Raw genomic sequence first — 18741 nt, forward strand, 5'->3', positions numbered from 1 at the left:
TGACGTGCATCTTTCGTGTCATCGGGACGGCGTCATCGTTCCTTCACAACTGGTGGGCACTCGCTGACGCCCGGCCGGTGGCCGGGCCGGTCGTCGGCGGCGGAGTCGCGCTGTGCGCCTTGGCATCCGAGTGCGCTCCGAGAGGGCGTGCGCGATATTGCCGGGTGAAGACGCCCGATGCTTCTTTGGTGGTAAGTTGGCGGTTCGAACAGTTTGCTGCGCGGGGCGAGGAGGCGGGCCATGGCCGAGCCGCTGAAGGTCAATCCGGAGTCGCTGGTCACTTCGGGCGGAGTGTTGGATCAGCACTCGCAGAACGTGTTCGCCACCCACACGCAGGCGGACCAGACCATCGAGTCGTCATTGTTCAGCTGGGTGGGACAGTCGCAGTCCGCGCTGGCGGCGAAAGCTGCCGCCTGGTCCACGGTGACGACGACCCTGACCACTCGCCTCTACGAGCATGCCGAAGGTCTGCGGGTGAGCGGTATGACGTTCGCTGCGATGGATCAGCGCGACGCCGAGGAACTCGCCGACGTTTATCGGCCGAACGGTCAGGCGCGTGACGCTTAGCGTCGCAGACATCGAGCGGTGGGATCCAGAGGCCGTCCGGGAAGTTTTTCACGCAGCGTCCGCGCGCAGCGGAGCCTCCACCGACGCGGCACGGGCGTCCGAACAGCTCCCGGCATTTGAGTCCTGGGGTGGCGTTTCGGCGGACGCCGCCCGCGACGCGATACACAAGACGCGGGTGGACCTCGACGCTCATGCCCGTGAAGCTCTCGCGGTAGCCCAGGCCGCGCAGAAGGCCGCACAAGACATCGAGAAGGTGAAGATCGAACTCCGCGAGCTCAAAGACGACGCGAGAAGCCAGGGGTTGGACATCGATCCAGCGACGAACTCGGTGGTGAAGGGTCCGGGATTCACCGGGACGGCCGCGGATCTGGCGGCGACGATCGCCGACCTGCAGGCGCGGTTGAACGCAATACTGGTCGAAGCCAACGGCGTTGACGCCGAATTGGCCGCGGCGATCAACATGGCGGACGGCAAGCTTCCGATACCCGACGCCCAACCCACTCCGCCGCCACCGCCGGAATCAACCCCGCCCGAGGACGTCAAAAAGTGGTGGGATTCGCTGACACCCGAACAGCAGCAGGCCGAATTGCGTGACAACCCACCATATATGGGCAACCTCAACGGGATTCCCGTCGAGGCCCGTGACGTGGCGAACCAAACCGCCATGCGCACCGACATCGAGAACATCGAGGAAGCCGCCAGCCGGCACGGTGTCTCGGCGCAGGATGTGGTCAACGACCCGTTCCGCTACGGCTGCACCCCGGACGACGTCACGCGCTACACCAATGCGGTCAAGGTGCAACAGGCACTCGAAGACGATCAGATCGCAACCGGCGCCAAGACATTCCTTCAGGTCTATCAGCCGACGAAGTTCGACGGTCAGGGTCGCGCGGCGATCGCGATCGGCAATCCGGACAAAGCCGCCAACACCACGGTGGTGGTGCCCGGTACCAGTCACAGCGTCACCGAAGGCTGGCTCAGCGCCAGCGATGCCAGCAACCTGTACAACGAAGCCGTCAAGGCCGACCCGAGCCGATCGGCGTCCGTCGTCGCCTGGATGGGCTATGACGCACCGAACAGCTTGACCGACCCGCAGGTCGCCCAAACGTCGCTGGCGCACCAGGGCGGCGCGATGCTCGCGGCAGACGTCAACGGCCTGAACGTCACTCACGGTCCGGGTCCGTCACACATGACCGTGATGGGGCACTCCTACGGCTCGACGACCGTGGCCGACGCGGCAGCGGGCTACGGGATGCACACCAATGACGTGATCCTCATCGGCTGCCCCGGAACCGATATGGCCAAGAGCGCCTCCGACTTCCACCTCGCGCCGGGTGGGCATGTCTTCGTCGGGTCGGCATCGACCGATCCGGTCACCCAGCTCGGCGGTCTTCCGCAGGTGCACATCCCTGGTACCGGCGTGAATCTCGCGCTCGGCGCGGATCCGGCGATGGACGGTTTCGGCTCGACGCGTTTCAAAGCGGAAGTCCCCGGCTGGACGATCAACGACCACAGCCATTACTTCGAGCGTGGCACCGAGTCGCTGTTCAGCATGTCCGACATCGTCTCCGGCCACGGCGACGCCCTCGCTCTCGACGGTATGACCGCACAGCATCGCAGCGACAGCATCCTCACCGACATCGGCATGCTGCCGTCCGATCCCGAGCTGTATCGTGCCCCGACATCAGGCCACTACCACTAGGACGGAGCCGAGTGATCCTGCCGCGCAAGAGAATCCCGCTCGCGGTGACCGTGATGGTTGCCGCCGCACTATCAGGATGTGGAATCATGCAATCCGATGCTGACCGAGTCTCCAACCCGCTGACCCCCGAGCAGTCCAAGGCGCAGGTCATGGATGCCGCGCACGACATCGTCACGACGCTGAACATCAATGTCGTGGAAGCGGCATTCTGGCACGCATCGTGTAACGACCAGGGTGATCCGCCTTTTCGCGGGCAGATGCGCATCGCGTATCCACCCGCGGCGTCGTTCGCCGCGTCCGACACCGAAATCGCCCAGATGGTCCAGCAACTCCGCAACACCGGCTGGGCATCCGATCCCGGATTCCACACGCACGGAACGGCGTTGAGCAAGGGCAACGTCGTGGCTGTCTTCGGGCCGCAGAACGTCAGCAACCCGAACCGCGACATCGAACTGTTCGGCGAATGCCGTGATACCACCACGACCAAGGACACCAAGGGCCGGGTGGAGCGCGTCACGCTGCCCTGAGTGCTCAGATGTGCTGCGGTGCAGCACCGAGTATCCGTGCCGAGTAGCCACTTACGGCACGCGAATCGCGTGCAGGCGTATGGAGAGTGACCCTTCGGGGGCGCTAGCGCGGTGATATCCACGGGTAGACGACGTCGGTGTACTCGTCGCGAGAAATGAGGAGGGTTTCCGCCGGGCTCGTGATGTCGACGTAAAAGTGCCCGGCGGCGCCCAGCGCCGCCAAATTGTCGGCGATTTCAGCCGCTTTGGCGGTATCGAATTGCCACACAACGTGGGTCGGCTGCAGCTCTATAGCAGCCGTGCCGGGTTCAATGACAAACTCCTGCCTAATGCCGTCGTGCAGAAGCAGTGACGAACTGCTGGCCCGCGCCTCGTCGATAGCCGATTTCATGAGATCAACACCGCTGCCATCGAGGGTCAACAGCACCGCGTCATCTCCCAGATAGAACCCTGGAACGAAGTTAACGCGAACGATAGGCACGGTTCACTACGTTACGAGGTGATCTCCGCGATCGCCGACGGAGTGTCCAGATCGCCATAGGCATTGGCGTAGCGCTGCGCCAGGGCGACGGCGACTTCGAGGCGCTGCCACAGCCCGCCGCCGCTGCTGGCGGTCGCCAGCCACAGCGCCAGTCCATGCGCGACCGACGCGCGGTAGCGCAGCCACACCTCCTCCGACGATGGCAGCTCCTCGGCGGGCAGGCCGAGCGCATCGCGGTACTCCTCCAGCAGCGCCCGCTCGTGCTCGCGACGGTCCTCGACGGTCAGTGCGCCCTGCAGGAAGTACCCGACATCCAGTGACCAGTTGCCGCGTCGAGCGACCTGCCAGTCCAGGAAACCGACCTCATCGTCCGGCGTGACGTAGGTGTTGCCGATGTGCGGATCGCCATGCAGCAGGGTCTGCGGTGAGGTGGTCAACGTCCGGATGTACGGCTTCCACACTTCCTCGACCAGCTGGTCGATCGACAGCGACAGCACCTCAATGGGGGTGCTGTCGTCGAGCTGTTCCAAAGCGCTCGGCAACGGCGCGTACTGCAGGCCGTCGAACGGCTCGAAGGGTTCCAGCCAGCCCAATGCCGGCTCTTGCAGCACGCGATCGCCCCAGAACCGTCCGTGCAGTCGCCCGAGCCCGCGCATGCCGGAACGTGCCTGCTCGATTGTCAGCGGGCGCAGGGAATCCCGCGGATCCGCACCCCGCGCGGCGAGGTCTTCCATGACGAGGCAGAAGTCGTAAGCCTCCTCGTCGATGAGCGCCGCGTAGACGATGGGATGCTCCAGCGGGAGTGCGACGCCCGAGCTGAACAGCCGCGGCTCGTGGAACATGCCGCTGGTCATCCGGATCAGCTCTTTGTGGTCGGGGTCGGCGGCCTTGACGAAGACGGTTGCCGGGCCGGTGCCCGCGGAGTAGGACAATCGCAGGCGCGCACGACGATTGGTTCCGTCGTCGCGGAGGTCGATCGCGACGTCGCTGACTGTGGCGCCGGGGTAGTGGGCGGCCAGGGCGTCCGTCATCCAACCCGGCGACACCTCGGCGAAATCGGCGGGCACTGACAATGCGGGTGAGCTCATGTCGGCGGGCACTCCTCGGGTGCGACTCGTCTGAACTATTACGACACGAAGTGTGTCGTAATAGTCGGAAAGGTACCGCACCGTCGCGGACGGCCGTCGGGAATCGGCGAAGTTAAGCTCGCGACATGTCCCAACCGCCCGGCCGGCCCCGAGACGCATCGCTGCACGCGGCGATCCTCGATGCCGCGCGCGAGGTGCTGATGGAATCCAGCTATGCCGAGCTGTCGATGGACGGCGTGGCCGCGCGGGCGCAGGTCGGCAAGAAGACGCTCTACCGGCGGTGGACGTCGAAGGCTCCGCTGGTCGCCGAGGCGGTGCTGGACGCCTATGGCCGAGGCGGTTCGTTCGACGTGCCCGATACCGGCGATCTCGGAGCGGACCTCCAGCGCTGGCTGATCGAGCACGGTGAGTTCATCGCCGAACCCGCCAACGCCAAGCTCATCCGTGCGCTCGTCGCTGCGGCGGCCGCGAATTCCGGTGATACCGAAGCGCTTTACGAACAACTCAGCGTGCCGCAGCGCAACGGACTCGTGGACAGGGTCCGCCGCGCGGTGGACAGCGGTGCCGTGCGCCCCGACGTCGAGCCCGACGCCATCGCCAACGCGCTGATGGGCACCCTGCTCCTGCAGGTCATGAGCAGCCCGGTGGGCGGCGAGGAAGCGGCGGGCCGGTACGGGGCTCTGGTGGATGCCCTGTTGAGCGGCGTCAGCTCGGCTTAGGGTCGTTCACGTGCATCTCGAGGAATTGCAGTGGTTCGTGGTGCTGGCCGAAACCGAACACGTCACCGAGGCCGCGGCCGAACTGGGGGTCAGTCAACCCACGCTGTCGCGCGCCCTGAGCAGACTCGAGCAGAACGCGGGTGTCCCGCTGTTCGATCGAGTCGGGCGCCGACTCCACCTCAACGAATACGGCCGGATCATGCTCGAGCACGCCCGCCGCAGTCTCGCCGAAGTGCAGGCGGCTCTGGATCGCATTGCGGCCCTGCGGGATCCCGACACCGGTCGCGTACGGCTGGCTTTCCTGCATTCACTGGCCAATTGGTATGTGCCCGAACAGCTTCGGCAGTTCCGGGAAACCGCGCCGAAGATCCAATTCGACCTGTTTCAGGGCGCCGCGCATGAGATCGCCCGCAGTATCCTCGACGGCGGGTCTGACATCGCCATCACCTCACCACGGCCCGACCCGGCCGACTTCTCCTGGCGCCGCCTCTACGTCGAGCGACTGTGCTTGGCAGTCCCCGTGGAGCACCGGCTCGCGGGGCGCAGCCGGGTCAGCCTGTCGGTGGCGGCCGATGAACCGTTCGTCGCGCTCGAGAAGCCATTCGGGTTGCGGCAGTTGACCGACGAGTTGTGGGTCGAGGCCGGCATCGACCCACAAATCGTGTTCGAGGCCTCCGAGATCCCGACGATGGAAGGTCTGGTCGCGGCGGGGTTCGGCGTGGCGGTGGTGCCGGTACCCCGGGACGGCGCCGATGCGAGGGTGGTTCATGTGCCCCTGTCGAACAGCCGGGCCAAACGTGAGGTCGGCTTGGCCTGGGCGCGCCACCGTCCGCTGGCGCCACCCAGCCAGCGTTTTGTGGATTTCCTCGCCGACGGCTGAGCCCACGGGGGCCGCCCACCTGGCGTCATGCTCTCGGTGCATGGTTAAGCATTGGTCTATGCATTGGACACATCATTAGCGTGTTCCTACCGTGCACTCAGTGACCATTGACCAATCCCAGGAACGCGCCTGGACTGGGCACACCCGAGGATCGACCGCCTACACGCGACTACTGGCGGCGCTGTTCAGCGCGGGCGTGGCCACGTTCGCGCAGCTGTACTCGCCGCAGGCCGTCCTGCCCCTGATCTCCGCGGACCTGGGCGTCGGTGCTGCCCATGCCGCACTGATCATTTCGGCGTCCACCGTCGGTTTGGCGATCGGCGTGATCCCCTGGTCGGCGCTGGCCGACCGGATCGGCAGGGTCAGGGCCATCACGGTCTCGGTCTCCGGCGCCACCCTGGTGGGGATGCTGGTGCCGTTTGCGCCCACGTTCGGGCTGCTGATGGCCGGCCGGTTCATCGAGGGACTGCTGGTCGGTGGGGTGCCGGCCATCGCGGTGGCCTACCTGACCGAGGAAGTCGACCGTGCGCACGCCGCTCGGGCGGCCGGCACCTTTGTGGCCGGAACGACGATCGGCGGTCTGCTCGGACGACTGGTGTCCAGCCCGGTGGCTGAGTTCGCCGGATGGCGCATCGGGGTCTTCACCGTCGCGGTGATCTGCGGGATGGCGGCGATGGGCTTCGTCAAACTGGCTCCCGAACCGCAGGGTTTCACCCCGGCGTCGCACCGCGGCGCCAACCCTGACGGCAGTCTCGCGCATCGGCTTGCCGTCAACCTGCGCACGCCGCGTCAGCTCGTCCTGTTCGCGCAGGGCTTTCTGTTGATGGGCGGTTTTGTGGCGCTCTACAACTTCCTCGGCTACCGCCTGACTGCCGCGCCGTTCGGACTGCCCGCGTCGGTGGTGAGTCTGGTGTTCCTGGCGTACCTGGCCGGAACGTGGGCGTCGTCGCGCGCCGGGGCCGAGGCGGCCCGCTTCGGACGCAGGCGGGTGTTGCTCGTCTCGGTCGTCATCATGATGGTGGGAGTCGCGATCACGTTGAGCGCCAACGTGATCGCGATCCTGATCGGGTTGGTGGTGGCGACGGCCGGGTTCTTCGGCGCGCATTCCACCGCCGCCGGATGGACCGGGCAGGCCGCACCCGCCGGGAAAGCCCAGGCGTCGTCGCTGTACAACCTCTTCTACTACGGCGGCTCCAGCGCGATCGGCTGGCTGGGCGGTGTCGCGTTCGATGAGCACGGGTGGACGGCGGTCGCCGTCACCATCCTGGTGCTGACCGGCGTCGCCGGATCGCTTGCGGCCCTGGCACTGCGGGAAGGCTAGGGGGTCATCCGAGACGTTGGATCCGGCGAAGATGGCCACTCAAGTAGCGCTGTAATGCGAAGGTAGAGCCGATGCGTCGAGGAATGTTCGGTGTGCCGCTGCTGGCCACAACGGTGCTGATGGGCCTGATCGGTGCGCCCACGGCGGCGGCCGGCGACAATGACTGCGCGCTGCTGCTGCCCGCGGCGGACCAACTGGAAGCGGCGTTCAACGAGATCACACCGACAGGGACACCGCCGTGGGTCGCCGCTCAGGTTCGGGCGCCGCTGAGCCCGCTGCACAATCTGAGCAGTCCGCCCGGGATCGATCTGCGGATCCGGTCCAACATGGTGGCGTCGCAGATCGACAACGGCGACCCGTACCGCCCGGCGACACCGGAGCGACTCGCCGGCGATCTCGCCAAGGCCAGGGACTTGCTCGTCGCAGTCCGTGACTGGTGTGCGCCCTGACGTCGCCTGCGCGACGAGCACTCTTGTCCTTGTTGCGAGCCGACCCGAGGATAATCGGGAACGACGCGATGGACGGAGGTGACACGGCAGGTGAGTTCCTTGCCCGACGCGGCGACGCTGGAGACAGTGCTCGACGTCGCTGCCCGCGCCCCGTCCCTGCGCAACCTGCAGCCGTGGCGCTGGCAGGTCGACGGCGAGGCCGTGCACCTGTATGCGGACTGGGGTCGGCGGGCCGGTGACGCCCCGGCGGACCGGCGCGACGTCCTCCTCGGCTGCGGGGCGGTTCTCGATCACTGCGTCGTCGCGATGGCGGCCGCGGGCTGGCACCCGAGTGTCCGGCGGTTCCCCGACCGTGCAGACAATAGCCATCTGGCGATCCTGGAAGTGGTCGAGCAGCCGCCTCAGGGTGGGTGGCGCGAGCTGGCCTCGGCGATACCGCGGCGCCGCGCCGACCGCCGTCCATACGGCTCTCGTCCGATAGCGCCCGGCACGCTCGAGTTGCTGTACATCCGGGCCAGGCGGCTGGATGTGGATGTGCGGGTTGTCCCGACGTCGCGGTGGACTCGACTGGACGACGGCGCCGTCGAGCTTCGCTACCCAACGGGCGCCGGCGAGCGGTCCGAGGAATCACCCGATGGCGCAGTGCTGCTGGTTCTGGGCACTCGCAGCGATGGTGACGACATGCGGTTGCGAGCCGGGGAAGCGCTCAGCCTCGTGACGCTGACGGCCACCGCGATGGGTTTCGCGAGCTGCCCGCTGACCGAGCCGTTGAACGACACCAAAAGCCGACTTGCGCTGGCATGCGAGGTGTTCGACGGAGCAACGTATCCGCAAGCCCTGATCCGTGTCGGACACCCGTTGGACGATGCCGAGCCGCTGCCCCCGACCGACCGTCGAGCGGCCCGCGATATCACCGTGTGGACCAATCGATAGCCCTCAGTTACCGAACACACCCCAGCGCTTGATCTGGACGCGCTCGGCGTCGGGCCAAATCGCCTTGGCGGCAGGTGAATTGCAGAAATAGTCCTCAGCTTGTCGAATGCTCATGTCTACCGCGTGCAGGCCGTCTTCCTGGTGCGCGCGGCAGTTGACGGTCAACGCCTTGTTGGTGGCCGGGTCGGCTTCCAGCACTTCGATGGTCAACACCACGACGAGGGTGTACCCGGCGCCGGTCGGCAGATAGAAGGTCAGGTCCCGACTGGCCGGGCCGCCGCCATTGCTGACGACATAGCCGTCGCCGCTGGGATACACGGCCTGTCCGACCATCTGGGTGCGCTCGTAATGCCGACTGTCGTCGTGGGCACGCCACACCGCGAACCGCGTATTCGGATTGGCGCCGTTGAGCAGATTCCGCGAGATCGGGATGATCAGTTCCTCACGCCCGTCGCCGTCGATGTCCTGCAGCCCGACGCCGCCCGGGGTGGACGACTCCAGGAGTTCGTCGATCGTCTGCACCACCGCGCCCGACCGGTCCGTCACGGTGACCTTGACCGCCCCGGGCTTCGGCAATTCGGGCACCCGCCAGTAGTTCACGGCGAAGTCGAGATCGCCGGAGTGCAAGGCGCAGTCGACTTGCGGCGAGGTACCCGACGGTGTGATCACCGGGTTCGACTGCGGACAGGGCGGCAGCGCGGTGTCTGCGGCTGCGTGCGGACACGTCACGCCGGCCGTCGCTACCGTCAGCGACGCCAGCAGCGCCGACAAGCGCCTGAATGCGTGTCGACTGTGGGTGTTATGCACCGATTTCGGGCAAATTCCGTGCATAACACCCACACTCACGGACGCGGTGCCGGTTTGGCCGGGGCCGGGGCGGGGGCAGCGGGAACGGGTGGTGCTGGGGGAGCGGGCGCAGCACCGGGAAGCTGCTGCTCCTCGGGTGCCTTGGTGCCGGTCTTCGGGCCGATATCGGTGACCTGCCAGCCGTTTCCGACCTTGTTCACGGTGACCCGCAGCAGGATGATCGACACCTTCGGCGTCGGGTTCTGCAGATTGCGGGTCGTTTGATGGGCGGACACCACCACTTCGTACGACCCGTCCGGGGTGAGGACCGGATCGGTGGCCAGCACTTCGCCGGTGGAGCTGACCTGTGCCTGCAGCATTACCGCCTTGAGTAAGTCGGTGGCGTTGACGTACTTGTCCTTGAGTTGTTGTGACACACCGTCTTCGACGGAGCGGAAGAACGCGTCCGGGTCTTCGAAGCTGTAGGTGAGCGACTTCATCGCGTAGTCGCGGGCCAGCTGTGCGGCGGCCTCACGGTCGGCCTGAGCTTGACGTGCCTGGGCGAGTTGGCCGTTCACCTCGCGGTACTTGACGATGCCGAACGCGCCGCCGCCGACGAGCAGCACCGCCAAGACGATCGCCACCCAGAAGCTGCGGGCCCGCCGCGGGCCGGGCGTAACCTCGTCCACCGCGGCGGTCTCGCTCACGGCGTCGTCGACCTTGTCGTCCTCGCCGACAGGTGAATCGGTCATGTCAGAGCTGTCCTCGCTGTTGCCGTCGCTGTCGGTCATTGATGCCACTCAGGTACGTTGAGCTGCACCCGAACGCCGCCGGTGTCGTTGAACGTCGATTCCCAGAAGTCCAGCCAGTGCCCGGCGTCGATCTTGATGTCGTGTAATGGTGCCATCGCGGGCTGCAGGATGGTGGCGAACGTACCCAGCGGGCCGGCCAGCATGTCGAGCCATTCGCCGAACTTGGCGACCAGGATCCCCGCCGGGTCCTGCGGGCCGATCACGCCGATGCCGGTGTGTGACAGGATCTCGATCTGGTGGACCAGCTGCAAGAAGGCGGGCACCGACTTCGGCAGCATCTTTCCTGTCTCGCTGATGATTTCGCCGGCATGGATGTCGCCCAAGTTGGTGGTGAACGTCGACACATTGCTGAACAACGTGTTCAACAGTTCCTTGTCGTCGCGGATCACCTTGGCGGTCAGACCGGCAGTGACGGCCAGCGAGTCGATCGTCTCGTCGCTGCCCTTGAATGCCGCGGACATGTCGTTGATGATGCCGTGGATCTGGTCGAGGTTCAGCGCCGTGAACAGAACATTGGCCCGGGTGAGCAAGTCGCTGGCGGTCACGATCGGCGCCACCCGGTCTGGCGGGATCACGGCGCCGTCGGCGAAGTAGGGCGGCGCGATCAACGTCGGCCGGAAGTCGATGTACTGTTCGCCGGCCGCCGACAGGTTCTCCACGCTGATCGCGCTGTCGGCCGGAACCTGGTACTTGCGGTCGACGTCCATCGAGACGGCGAGTCCGGTTGCGGTGGTCTGAATGCCGGTCACCCGGCCGACCTTGATGCCGCGCATCGTCACTTCCGAGGTGGGCATCAAACCACCGGAAGAGTTGAGCAGCAACGTCAGTCGCGTGACCTGTTTGGTCGGCCCCATGTCGAGCACGCCGAACGACATGTAGGCCGCGCCGGCCAGGGTCATCACCACCAGGATCACCAGGGTGGTGCGCGCGCTGAACTTCATGGCACCAGCCCCATCGTCTGCATGGCTTCGACAGCCTGGTTCGCCTTGTCGGCGGGATCGACCCCTTCGTGCCCGGTGGGCGCGTGGAGTTCGGTGATGGTGTACTTCGGACCACCGTCGCGGAACCACCCGAGCAGCTTGTAGCGCAGCAGCGCCACGAACTTGTCGGCGATCACCGGGATGGTGGTGTCCGCGGTGGCCATCGTGTGGATCATCGGCGTGATGTAGGACAGGATCTGCATCAGGTCGCCGGCGATCGGGTTGATCAGATCGCCGCCGAGCTTGCCGACGTCCTTCGAGGCGCCCACGACATTCAGGATGGCCATCGTGACCGCCGACAGCCCGTGGAGTTTCGCCGGACCTTCGGTCACCAGCCGGTTGAACACCGCAGTGTTGGCCGCGAATCCGGAGGTGATGTTCTCCATGCCGTCGAGCATCTGGTCGATGGTGTCCTGATTGGTGGCCAGGTCGTTGAGCACCCCGGCGACCGTGTGCTGCATGCGGGTCAGCTCGTGCGGATCCTGCGGGAACGCTTTGTTGACGTTGACCACGGTGGTCTGCAGGGTGCCGATCGCGCCACCGGCGACGAGGTTCGACATCGAGCGCAGCAGATCCTCGACGTTGTCGGCCGGTGAGGTGTTGCCCAGCGGAATGGTGTCACCGTCACGCAGGACCGGCCCGGACTTGTCCTCCGGCGGTAATAGGGCGATGTAGATGTCGCCGAGCGGGGTGGCCTGACGCAGTTCCGCACGGGTCGCGACGGGAAGCTTGGTGTCACCGGCGATTTCGACAGTCGTGACCGCGGTGGTGCCCTGGAGCCGAACGCTGTCGAGCACGCCGATCTGAACGCCGCCGGAGTCCACCTTGGCCCGGGCCGGCAGATTGAGCACGCTGGCGAACTCGATGTTGATGTCGTAGGAGTGCCGCGGACTGTAGGCGCCCGGGACCGGCAGCCGGGTCGGATCCAGTGAACAGGCCGCGGTGAGTCCGATGGTGACGGTGAACAACAGTGCGCTGACCGCGCGCATCGGGCGTCGGGTCATGGCAGCGCCGCTCCCAGAACGAGATTGGTCAATCCGAGCGTCACCGGGTCGGTGGGGGTGCCCGACGCGCACGCAGCCGCGGCTCCGGGGATGTTGCGTTCGGTGAGTCCTTGGCAGATCGCGCCGGCCTGCGTCGGGGCGATCGACACTTGCGGCGGGATGTAGGTGACGTTGTGGGTGCCCCACGCCGGCTCGTAGATGTCGGCGAGCCAGTTGCTGAACTGCGGCCAGGAGTTGATCATCGCGGTGATCGCCGGGATGTGCCGGTTCAACAGATCACGCAGCCCACCGAACCGCTTGTCGAACTTGTCGTAGAACCGCGGGCCGAACCGGTTGAGCGCCTCGATCAGCGTCGGCAGCAGGTGGGACACATTGGCCATCGCCGCACCGAAGTTGTCCGACAGGCCTTCCATCAATTGGGCGGTGACCGGCAGCGTTTGAATCACCGAGGCGAAGCTGTCCCAGTTCTTGAGGAAGTCGGAGCTGAGGATCTCGCCGTTCTCGAACAGCTGGCGGTAGTCGGCGTCGGCCTTGTACGGGTCGGCGAGCATGGTGCGCAGGTTGCGCATCGTCTTGTTGATCCCGGGCCCGGTGCCTTGAAGGGAGTTGCTTGCCGCGCTGAGACTGTCGTTGATCGCCTGCACGCCGGGCGCCGTGGACGGATCCTGGCCCGGTTGGGATCCCAGGATCGCATCGGTGAGACTGCCGATGGCGGAGAACGTTTCGCTGACGCTGATCGGCGTCTTGGTGGACTTGAGTTTGATGCAGCCCGGCCCGGTGAACTTGGGGCCGCCGGTGTAGGGCTTGGTCAGCTCGACGTGGCGATCCGTGACGATGGATTGCGAGTAGGTGACCGCGCCGACATCGGCAGGCAGGACCAGGTCCGCGGGCACGGTGAAGTCCACTTCGACATGGTCGGGTTTGTTGACGATCGCGGTCGTGGAGCCGATCTCGATACCCAGCAGCGCGACCTTGTTGCCGGGGTAGAGACCGACCGCGTCGGTGAATTCGGCGCACATCGCCCGGGTCGGGTTGATCTTCGGGGCCAGTACTTTGATGCCGACCGCCACCGCGACGGCCAGCACGGTGAGGATCACCACGGCTATGGCGATCCCACGACGTGACCGCAGTCGCGCGCCGACGCTCGATGCTTTCGTCATGTCAGCAGGTCTTCATGATGTTGGGTAGGCAGAGGTCCTGACCGGGGACCAGCCGGTTGTGCTGATCGAAGGTGACACCATTGCCGCTGAGCATGGGCCCGATGATGTTGAGTGTCTGGCCGAGACCGTCCAGGGCCATGCCCCAGCGTTCCGGGTGGGCCGCCAGCGTGTCGCTGATGTCTTCGATTCCCTCGGCGATGGGCATGACGTCTTTGCCGTACCACATCGTCAGCCGGTCGAGGACGCGGGTCAATTCCTTGATCAGAGCGAAGAATTCGACGATGTCGACGGCCTTGGAGGTGTACATCTTGCCGAGGATGTCGAACTGCTCGAACAGCGTGATGAGCTGGGCGCGCCCGGCCGTCATGGCTCGCAGCCCGTCGTTGACGAAGTCGAGGCCGCGATGAAAGTCGGTGGTGGATCTGCTCATCGATTCGGTCAACCGGTCGGCGGACTGCAGCAGGTTGCGCACGGCGTCGGGGTAGCGGTTGGCCGCGTTGGCGACTTCGGCGAAGGTGTCGTGGATGACCTGGCCGTCGACCTCTTTCACCACCGGGGTGGCGGCCTGGATGATGTCGTTGACCTCGAACGGCAGGGTGACGCGCTGCGGCGGAATGCCGTTGCGGCCCAATGGAGCTGTTCCCTTGGGGTCCAGCGCGACGTAGTGACCGCCGAGCGGGGTCAGTAGCTTGATGTTGAGGGTGGAGTCCGAGCCGACCTTCACCGAGTTCTGCACGTCGAACGTCATCTCGACCAAGGCGCCGTCGAGTCGGACGCTGGTGACTTTGCCGACCGCGATGCCGGCCACCCGCACCTGGTCGCCGGCGCGTAGCCCCGCGGAGTTGGGCATGTGCGCGGTGTAGCCCGCCTCGTCGGCCGGATTCAGGTAGGCGATCGCGGTGCCGGCGAGCGCGGCGATGATGACGACGACACCGATGATCCCGTTGCGGCGGTTGCGGTTGGCGGTGGCGCGTTCGTCGCGTGCGCCTTGGCGTCCACCGATTGTGGCGCGCAAGGTGGTGAGGTGCTTGTCGAGTTGCATTACTTGCACACCACCAGGTTCTGCTGCGCGAAGGAGACCTCGCCGATCCCCGGGAGCGTGACCTCGCCGCGGGAGCAGGAGAACGTCGGGGTGGCCGGCTGTTCGTCGACCAGCCAGTCCCGCATGCCCTGGATCAACGATGGCGCGAGCGAGAGGCCCGCGATGATGGTCGGGGTCTGTGGCCACATCCGGCTGCTCAGGTCGTAGAGCGGGCCGGTTGTGCCGTCGAAGGTGCGCTCGAAGTACTGCATGACATGGGTGGTGTTCCGCAGGACCGGCAGCCCGCTGTCCAGCGACTGACGGAATTCCTCTGCCTTGGAGCCGAATTGAGCGAGCACCACATTGAGCTGGGAGATCAGCTGGAACAGCTGTCCGGACTTGCCACCCAGATCTTGGGAGATCGCGCTGAGATTACGGATCATCGTGGTGATGACGAGCTGGCGGTCCACCGCCAGGGTGGAGATTTCGTCGAGGTCGTGGAGGAACGGACCGATGCCCGATTCGTCACCCTGAATGAGCCGCAGCAGGTTCTCGCCCAGCAGGTTGAACTGGGCGGGGTCGAGGGTTTGGAAGATCGGCTGAAATCCGTTGAACAGCTTGGCCACATCGAATGATGGGATGGTCTGCCCGATGGGAATGGTGCCCCCGTCCGGCAGCCGGTTGTCGGGCTTGGCCGGCTGCACGAGCTCCACGTAGCGCTGCCCGATCAGGGTTTGATACCGGACCGCGGCCACGGTGTTGGTGTAGAGCGGATGGTCGGCCTGGGCGGTGAAATCGACCTTGGCCACCCGCCCGTCGAGCCGGATGGTCTGCACCTTGCCGACTTGAACCCCGGATATGCGGACGTCGTCACCGACGTAGAGGCCCGACACATCGGAGAACGTGGCGGTGTACCCGGACAACGCTCCGGTGACCGGACTGCGCAGGGCCGTCAGCACGATGAGCGTGCACACCACCGCGACCGCCGTGAACACCGTCAGCCAGAACACCGACTTGGTAACGCTTCTCACCGGCCACCGCCGTGCGGGGGCGCCGGGGTGGGGGCCTCGGCGGGCAAGGCGGCGGCCAGCCCGGGCATGGTGTCCAGGGTCAGTTCGAGATTCAACCGGACCTTGCCGTTGATGATCGGAAACGCCGTGCTGGTGCGGTCCAGCAGACCGGAGATCCGGTCGTAGGCCGGCGACATGCTTCCGTACATGTACGCGTAGGGCACAAAGACGCTCATGATGCCGCCGAACAGCGGGACGAGCCACGAGATGTGATTGGCGAAGATCCCGTCCGTGGTGAAGAGCAGCTTCGCCAGCTGGTCCATGATCAGGTTCATCCGGTCCACGCCGTCCGGGTGCGCCAGGAATTCCATCCCGTTGAGCAGGTCGTAGGCCAGGCTGACCAGCGGAACGGCGTCACTGACCCCGTTGACCACCGAGGCGAGCACCGAAAGCGATTGTGAGAACGGCACTTTCTGCGAGTCGGTGACCATCTTGATCAGGTCGAAGTAGGACCGGGTGACCGGCTCGGTGAGGTCGGCGTGCTTCCGCACGATCGCGATGATGTGGTCGATGTCGGGCGAGTCCATGATCCGGCCGAACTTCTGACCCTGGCGCAGCAGCCCGGTGATGGACGCCGAGCGCACAGTGGTGTCGACGGTCAGCGTCTGGTTGGACCCCAGCCGCGGGCCGGTGCCGCTGCTGGCCAACTCGACGGCGGCCAGGCCAAAGGTGTTGGACGAGGTGAAGTTCGCGGTGGTGTCGGCCGCCAGGGCTGCTGCCTGGCGCGGCTCGAGTTCGAGGGTGATCTTCTGCTTGTTGAAGCCGGCCGACTGCAACGTCTTCACCGACCCGATGGTCAGGCCGCGGAATTTCACTTCCGCACCCGGGGTCAGGCCTTCGCCGAGTTTGTCGGCCATCACCGTCAGCTTGAATGTGTCGGCGTAGCCGCCGGTTCCGAGGTGATAGAGGACAGTGCCCGCGACGAGCAACACGATCGCGGCGATGAGGCCGCGGATGCGCAGCGCGCGCGACGTGGGCCTGCGCCCGCCCTGGTCGGCAGATGCGAACATGCCCTATCCCGAGATCCGAATCCCGGGGCTGTTGCCCCAGAACAGCAGTGTCAGAACCATATCCGCGGCGACGACCGTGACGATGCTGGCCCGGATGGCCCGTCCGGACGCGCGGCCGACGCCTTCGGGACCGCCGACGGCGTAGTAGCCCTGGTAGCCGTGGATGGCGATGATCAGCGTCACAAAGATGACGGCCTTCAGCACCGAGAACACCACGTCGGAGGGTTGGATGAAGGAGTCGAAATAGTGGTAGTAGGTGCCCGACGACTGGCCGTGCATCACGTTGACCACCAGCGCGCACGACACGTAGCTCAGCGCCAGCGTCACCACATACAGCGGGATGATGGTCAGCATGCCGGCGATCACCCGGGTGGTGACGACGAACGGGATAGACCGGATACCAAGCGCTTCCAGCGCGTCGATCTCCTCGGAGATCCGCATGGCGCCGATCTCGGCGGTCATCCGGCAGCCGGCCTGCGCGGCGAAGCCGATCCCGGCGATCATCGGCGCCATCTCCCGGGTGTTCGCGTACGCGGAGACGAATCCGGTCAGCGGGCCCATCCCGACCATGTCGAGGGCGCTGTAGCCCTCGATTCCCACCGAGCCGCCGACCGCGGTGCCCATGAAGATCAGCACACCGATGGTGCCGCCGCCGACGATCAGTGATCCGTTGCCCCACATCACGTCGACAAGCAGCACCCCGGTCTGATGCCGGTAGTGCCGCAGCGTGTGCGGGATCGCGCCGAGCACCTGGGCCAGGAAGCTGACCTGATGCCCGAGGCGCTGGACCAGCGAGTCACCTTGGTCGGCGATCCACAACGGCGCGCGTAACGCATTGGGAATGTGCCGCGACGGCGTCGACACCCGGGCCATCAGCCCATCCTCAGCGGCATCGACATCGAGACACCCTGGGTGATGATCAGGTTGAGGACGAACACGGCCACCACACCGATGACCACCGACGCGTTGACGGCGTCGGCCACGCCGCGCGCACCGCCGGTGGCCTCCAGACCGCGCTGGCAGGCCACCAGGATCACGACCACACCGAACAACCACGTCTTCAACATCGCCACGATGACGTCGTTGACACTGGCGAACGAGGCGAAGGACGCGATGTAGCTGCCGGGTGTGCCGGACTGGAAGCCGACGTTGATCGCGTAGCCGGCCGCCAGGCCCATGAAGATGATGAAGGCACACAGCACCGGCGCGACGAACACGATCGCGGCGAGGCGCGGGGTGACCAGTCGCTGCACCGGATCGACGCCCATCACCCGCAGCGCGTCGACCTCTTCGCGGATGGTGCGGGCGCCGAGGTCGGTGGCCACTGCCGAACCGGCCGCCCCGCCGAGCAGCAATGCCGCCACCATCGGTGCGCCCTGCCGGATCACGCCCAGACCGCCGGCGGCGCCCGACACCGAGGAAGCCCCGACCTGCTGGATGAAGTTGCCGACCTGCACGGCCACGATCACGCCGAACGGTATGGACACCAACAGCGCCGGGATCGCCGTGACGCTGATGATGAACCAGGCTTGGTTGAGGGTGTCTCGCCAGGGATGGCGCAACCTGACGAGGTCGGTGACGAGGAAGCCGAGGGCTTGCGCGCCGAGGCCGAAGAACCGGCCCAAAGTCTGCAGTGAGGAATCCGTTCGGGACAGGAAGCGCCGGAAGGGCCGGCTCAAGATGTCGGCGACCTGGCGGCCCAACGGTGCTTCCGCGGAGGCCGGGGGATCGACGGGCGGCTCGGTGGTGGCGGCTGCCACGAATGCGTCGATATCGACGCATTCAAGTTCGCTGGCTTCTGTCTCGGTCGCTGCTTGGGCCGCAGTCGCGTCATCGACACCTGCGGTCAACGGCAGGCACCTCCTTAATCGCTGGGTACGGCCAGTTCCCCCAGCAAAGTTCGAGCTTGGTTGTCGCGCGTTTACCAGCGGTACGAGTACGTGCGTTGTACCAGCGGCGGCAGGCATGTGTTCGCAGAAAGAAGATCAGTGTGACGTACGCCACATTTGACCGTCAAGCCCTGCGTGCGTCGCCTCCGGACGACTGTGGGCGCCACTTTCCTGCGGAAGGGTCAATAACGTGCGCGGATTCGCCGTCAGCCCGCCGGCGGCGGCAAGTTCGCAGCACGGACTGGGGTTTGACCCGATTGGTGCTCGGCGCTCCGCGCCGCATCGGCGGTCCGTGTACCCGGGAAATGCACAGGAATTTGCCAGCCGGTCAAATTGCTGCGC

20 protein-coding genes are annotated in these 18741 nt (G+C 65.9%); 8 read left to right on the forward strand and 12 right to left on the reverse strand.

Going from position 1 to position 18741, the window contains the following annotated elements; translation table 11 throughout:
- Window positions 1-240: 240 nt before the first annotated feature.
- The 3 genes from CRM90_RS13345 to CRM90_RS13355 are packed head-to-tail and all read left to right on the forward strand — an operon-like array spanning window position 241 to window position 2796.
- Window positions 241-567 carry a WXG100 family type VII secretion target gene (locus CRM90_RS13345; RefSeq protein WP_102807435.1) on the forward strand — a complete coding sequence of 109 codons (327 nt, stop codon included), beginning with the start codon at window positions 241-243 and terminating at the stop codon, window positions 565-567.
- Window positions 557-2269 carry an alpha/beta hydrolase gene (locus CRM90_RS13350; protein ID WP_233209306.1) on the forward strand — a complete coding sequence of 571 codons (1713 nt, stop codon included), beginning with the start codon at window positions 557-559 and terminating at the stop codon, window positions 2267-2269. The genes CRM90_RS13345 and CRM90_RS13350 overlap by 11 nt, the downstream gene beginning before the upstream one ends.
- A gap of 17 nt (window positions 2270-2286) precedes the next feature.
- The gene (locus CRM90_RS13355) at window positions 2287-2796 is read left to right on the forward strand and encodes a lipoprotein LppJ family protein (protein ID WP_502693271.1); all 510 of its coding nucleotides are present in this window, start codon (window positions 2287-2289) and stop codon (window positions 2794-2796) included.
- A gap of 103 nt (window positions 2797-2899) precedes the next feature.
- On the opposite strand, the gene CRM90_RS13360 is transcribed toward CRM90_RS13355, so the two are convergent.
- Both CRM90_RS13360 and CRM90_RS13365 read right to left on the reverse strand, forming a co-directional pair.
- Window positions 2900-3277, reverse strand: a complete 378-nt coding sequence (locus tag CRM90_RS13360; RefSeq protein ID WP_102807436.1) for a hypothetical protein — start codon at window positions 3275-3277, stop codon at window positions 2900-2902.
- An 11-nt stretch (window positions 3278-3288) separates the two neighbouring features.
- Window positions 3289-4365: a phosphotransferase gene (locus CRM90_RS13365; RefSeq protein WP_102807570.1), complete on the reverse strand. Its 1077-nt coding sequence runs from the start codon at window positions 4363-4365 to the stop codon at window positions 3289-3291.
- 125 nt (window positions 4366-4490) lie between these two features.
- Between CRM90_RS13365 and CRM90_RS13370 the strand changes: the two genes are divergently transcribed.
- From CRM90_RS13370 to CRM90_RS13390, 5 genes are all read left to right on the forward strand, one after another.
- Window positions 4491-5084, forward strand: coding sequence for a TetR/AcrR family transcriptional regulator (locus tag CRM90_RS13370; protein ID WP_102807437.1), 594 nt, complete (start codon window positions 4491-4493; stop codon window positions 5082-5084).
- 10 nt (window positions 5085-5094) lie between these two features.
- Window positions 5095-5964, forward strand: a complete 870-nt coding sequence (locus tag CRM90_RS13375) for a LysR family transcriptional regulator (protein ID WP_102807438.1) — start codon at window positions 5095-5097, stop codon at window positions 5962-5964.
- Window positions 5965-6064: 100 nt separating this feature from the next.
- On the forward strand, window positions 6065-7285 hold the full coding sequence (locus CRM90_RS13380; RefSeq protein ID WP_102807439.1) for an MFS transporter: 1221 nt from the start codon (window positions 6065-6067) through the stop codon (window positions 7283-7285).
- Window positions 7286-7356: 71 nt separating this feature from the next.
- Window positions 7357-7734 (forward strand): hypothetical protein, encoded by a 378-nt coding sequence (locus tag CRM90_RS13385; protein ID WP_102807440.1) that lies wholly within the window; start codon window positions 7357-7359, stop codon window positions 7732-7734.
- Between the two features lie 90 nt (window positions 7735-7824).
- Window positions 7825-8667: a nitroreductase gene (locus CRM90_RS13390; protein WP_102807571.1), complete on the forward strand. Its 843-nt coding sequence runs from the start codon at window positions 7825-7827 to the stop codon at window positions 8665-8667.
- A gap of 3 nt (window positions 8668-8670) precedes the next feature.
- Here the strand turns inward: CRM90_RS13390 and CRM90_RS13395 are convergent, their stop codons facing one another.
- The 10 genes from CRM90_RS13395 to CRM90_RS13440 are packed head-to-tail and all read right to left on the reverse strand — an operon-like array spanning window position 8671 to window position 18360.
- Entirely contained in the window at window positions 8671-9498 is an 828-nt protein-coding gene (locus CRM90_RS13395; RefSeq protein WP_102807441.1) for a hypothetical protein, read from the reverse strand.
- Between the two features lie 11 nt (window positions 9499-9509).
- Window positions 9510-10244: a hypothetical protein gene (locus CRM90_RS13400; RefSeq protein ID WP_102807442.1), complete on the reverse strand. Its 735-nt coding sequence runs from the start codon at window positions 10242-10244 to the stop codon at window positions 9510-9512.
- The gene (locus tag CRM90_RS13405) at window positions 10241-11206 is read right to left on the reverse strand and encodes an MlaD family protein (RefSeq protein WP_102807443.1); all 966 of its coding nucleotides are present in this window, start codon (window positions 11204-11206) and stop codon (window positions 10241-10243) included. The genes CRM90_RS13400 and CRM90_RS13405 overlap by 4 nt, the downstream gene beginning before the upstream one ends.
- A complete protein-coding gene (locus CRM90_RS13410; protein WP_102807444.1) occupies window positions 11203-12249 on the reverse strand; it encodes an MlaD family protein in 1047 nt (348 codons plus the stop codon). The genes CRM90_RS13405 and CRM90_RS13410 overlap by 4 nt, the downstream gene beginning before the upstream one ends.
- A complete protein-coding gene (locus tag CRM90_RS13415; protein ID WP_102807445.1) occupies window positions 12246-13409 on the reverse strand; it encodes an MlaD family protein in 1164 nt (387 codons plus the stop codon). Before CRM90_RS13415 ends, CRM90_RS13410 begins: the two co-directional genes overlap by 4 nt.
- 1 nt (window position 13410) lies before the next feature.
- On the reverse strand, window positions 13411-14451 hold the full coding sequence (locus CRM90_RS13420; protein ID WP_102807446.1) for an MlaD family protein: 1041 nt from the start codon (window positions 14449-14451) through the stop codon (window positions 13411-13413).
- Entirely contained in the window at window positions 14451-15461 is a 1011-nt protein-coding gene (locus CRM90_RS13425; RefSeq protein WP_102807447.1) for an MlaD family protein, read from the reverse strand. Before CRM90_RS13425 ends, CRM90_RS13420 begins: the two co-directional genes overlap by 1 nt.
- On the reverse strand, window positions 15458-16510 hold the full coding sequence (locus CRM90_RS13430) for an MlaD family protein (RefSeq protein ID WP_102807448.1): 1053 nt from the start codon (window positions 16508-16510) through the stop codon (window positions 15458-15460). The genes CRM90_RS13425 and CRM90_RS13430 overlap by 4 nt, the downstream gene beginning before the upstream one ends.
- 3 nt (window positions 16511-16513) lie before the next feature.
- Window positions 16514-17374, reverse strand: a complete 861-nt coding sequence (locus tag CRM90_RS13435; RefSeq protein ID WP_233209315.1) for an MlaE family ABC transporter permease — start codon at window positions 17372-17374, stop codon at window positions 16514-16516.
- 8 nt (window positions 17375-17382) lie between these two features.
- Window positions 17383-18360: an MlaE family ABC transporter permease gene (locus CRM90_RS13440; RefSeq protein WP_502693268.1), complete on the reverse strand. Its 978-nt coding sequence runs from the start codon at window positions 18358-18360 to the stop codon at window positions 17383-17385.
- Window positions 18361-18741: the final 381 nt, after the last annotated feature.

The organism is Mycobacterium sp. ENV421 (assembly GCF_002887815.1).
Lineage (GTDB): Bacteria > Actinomycetota > Actinomycetes > Mycobacteriales > Mycobacteriaceae > Mycobacterium.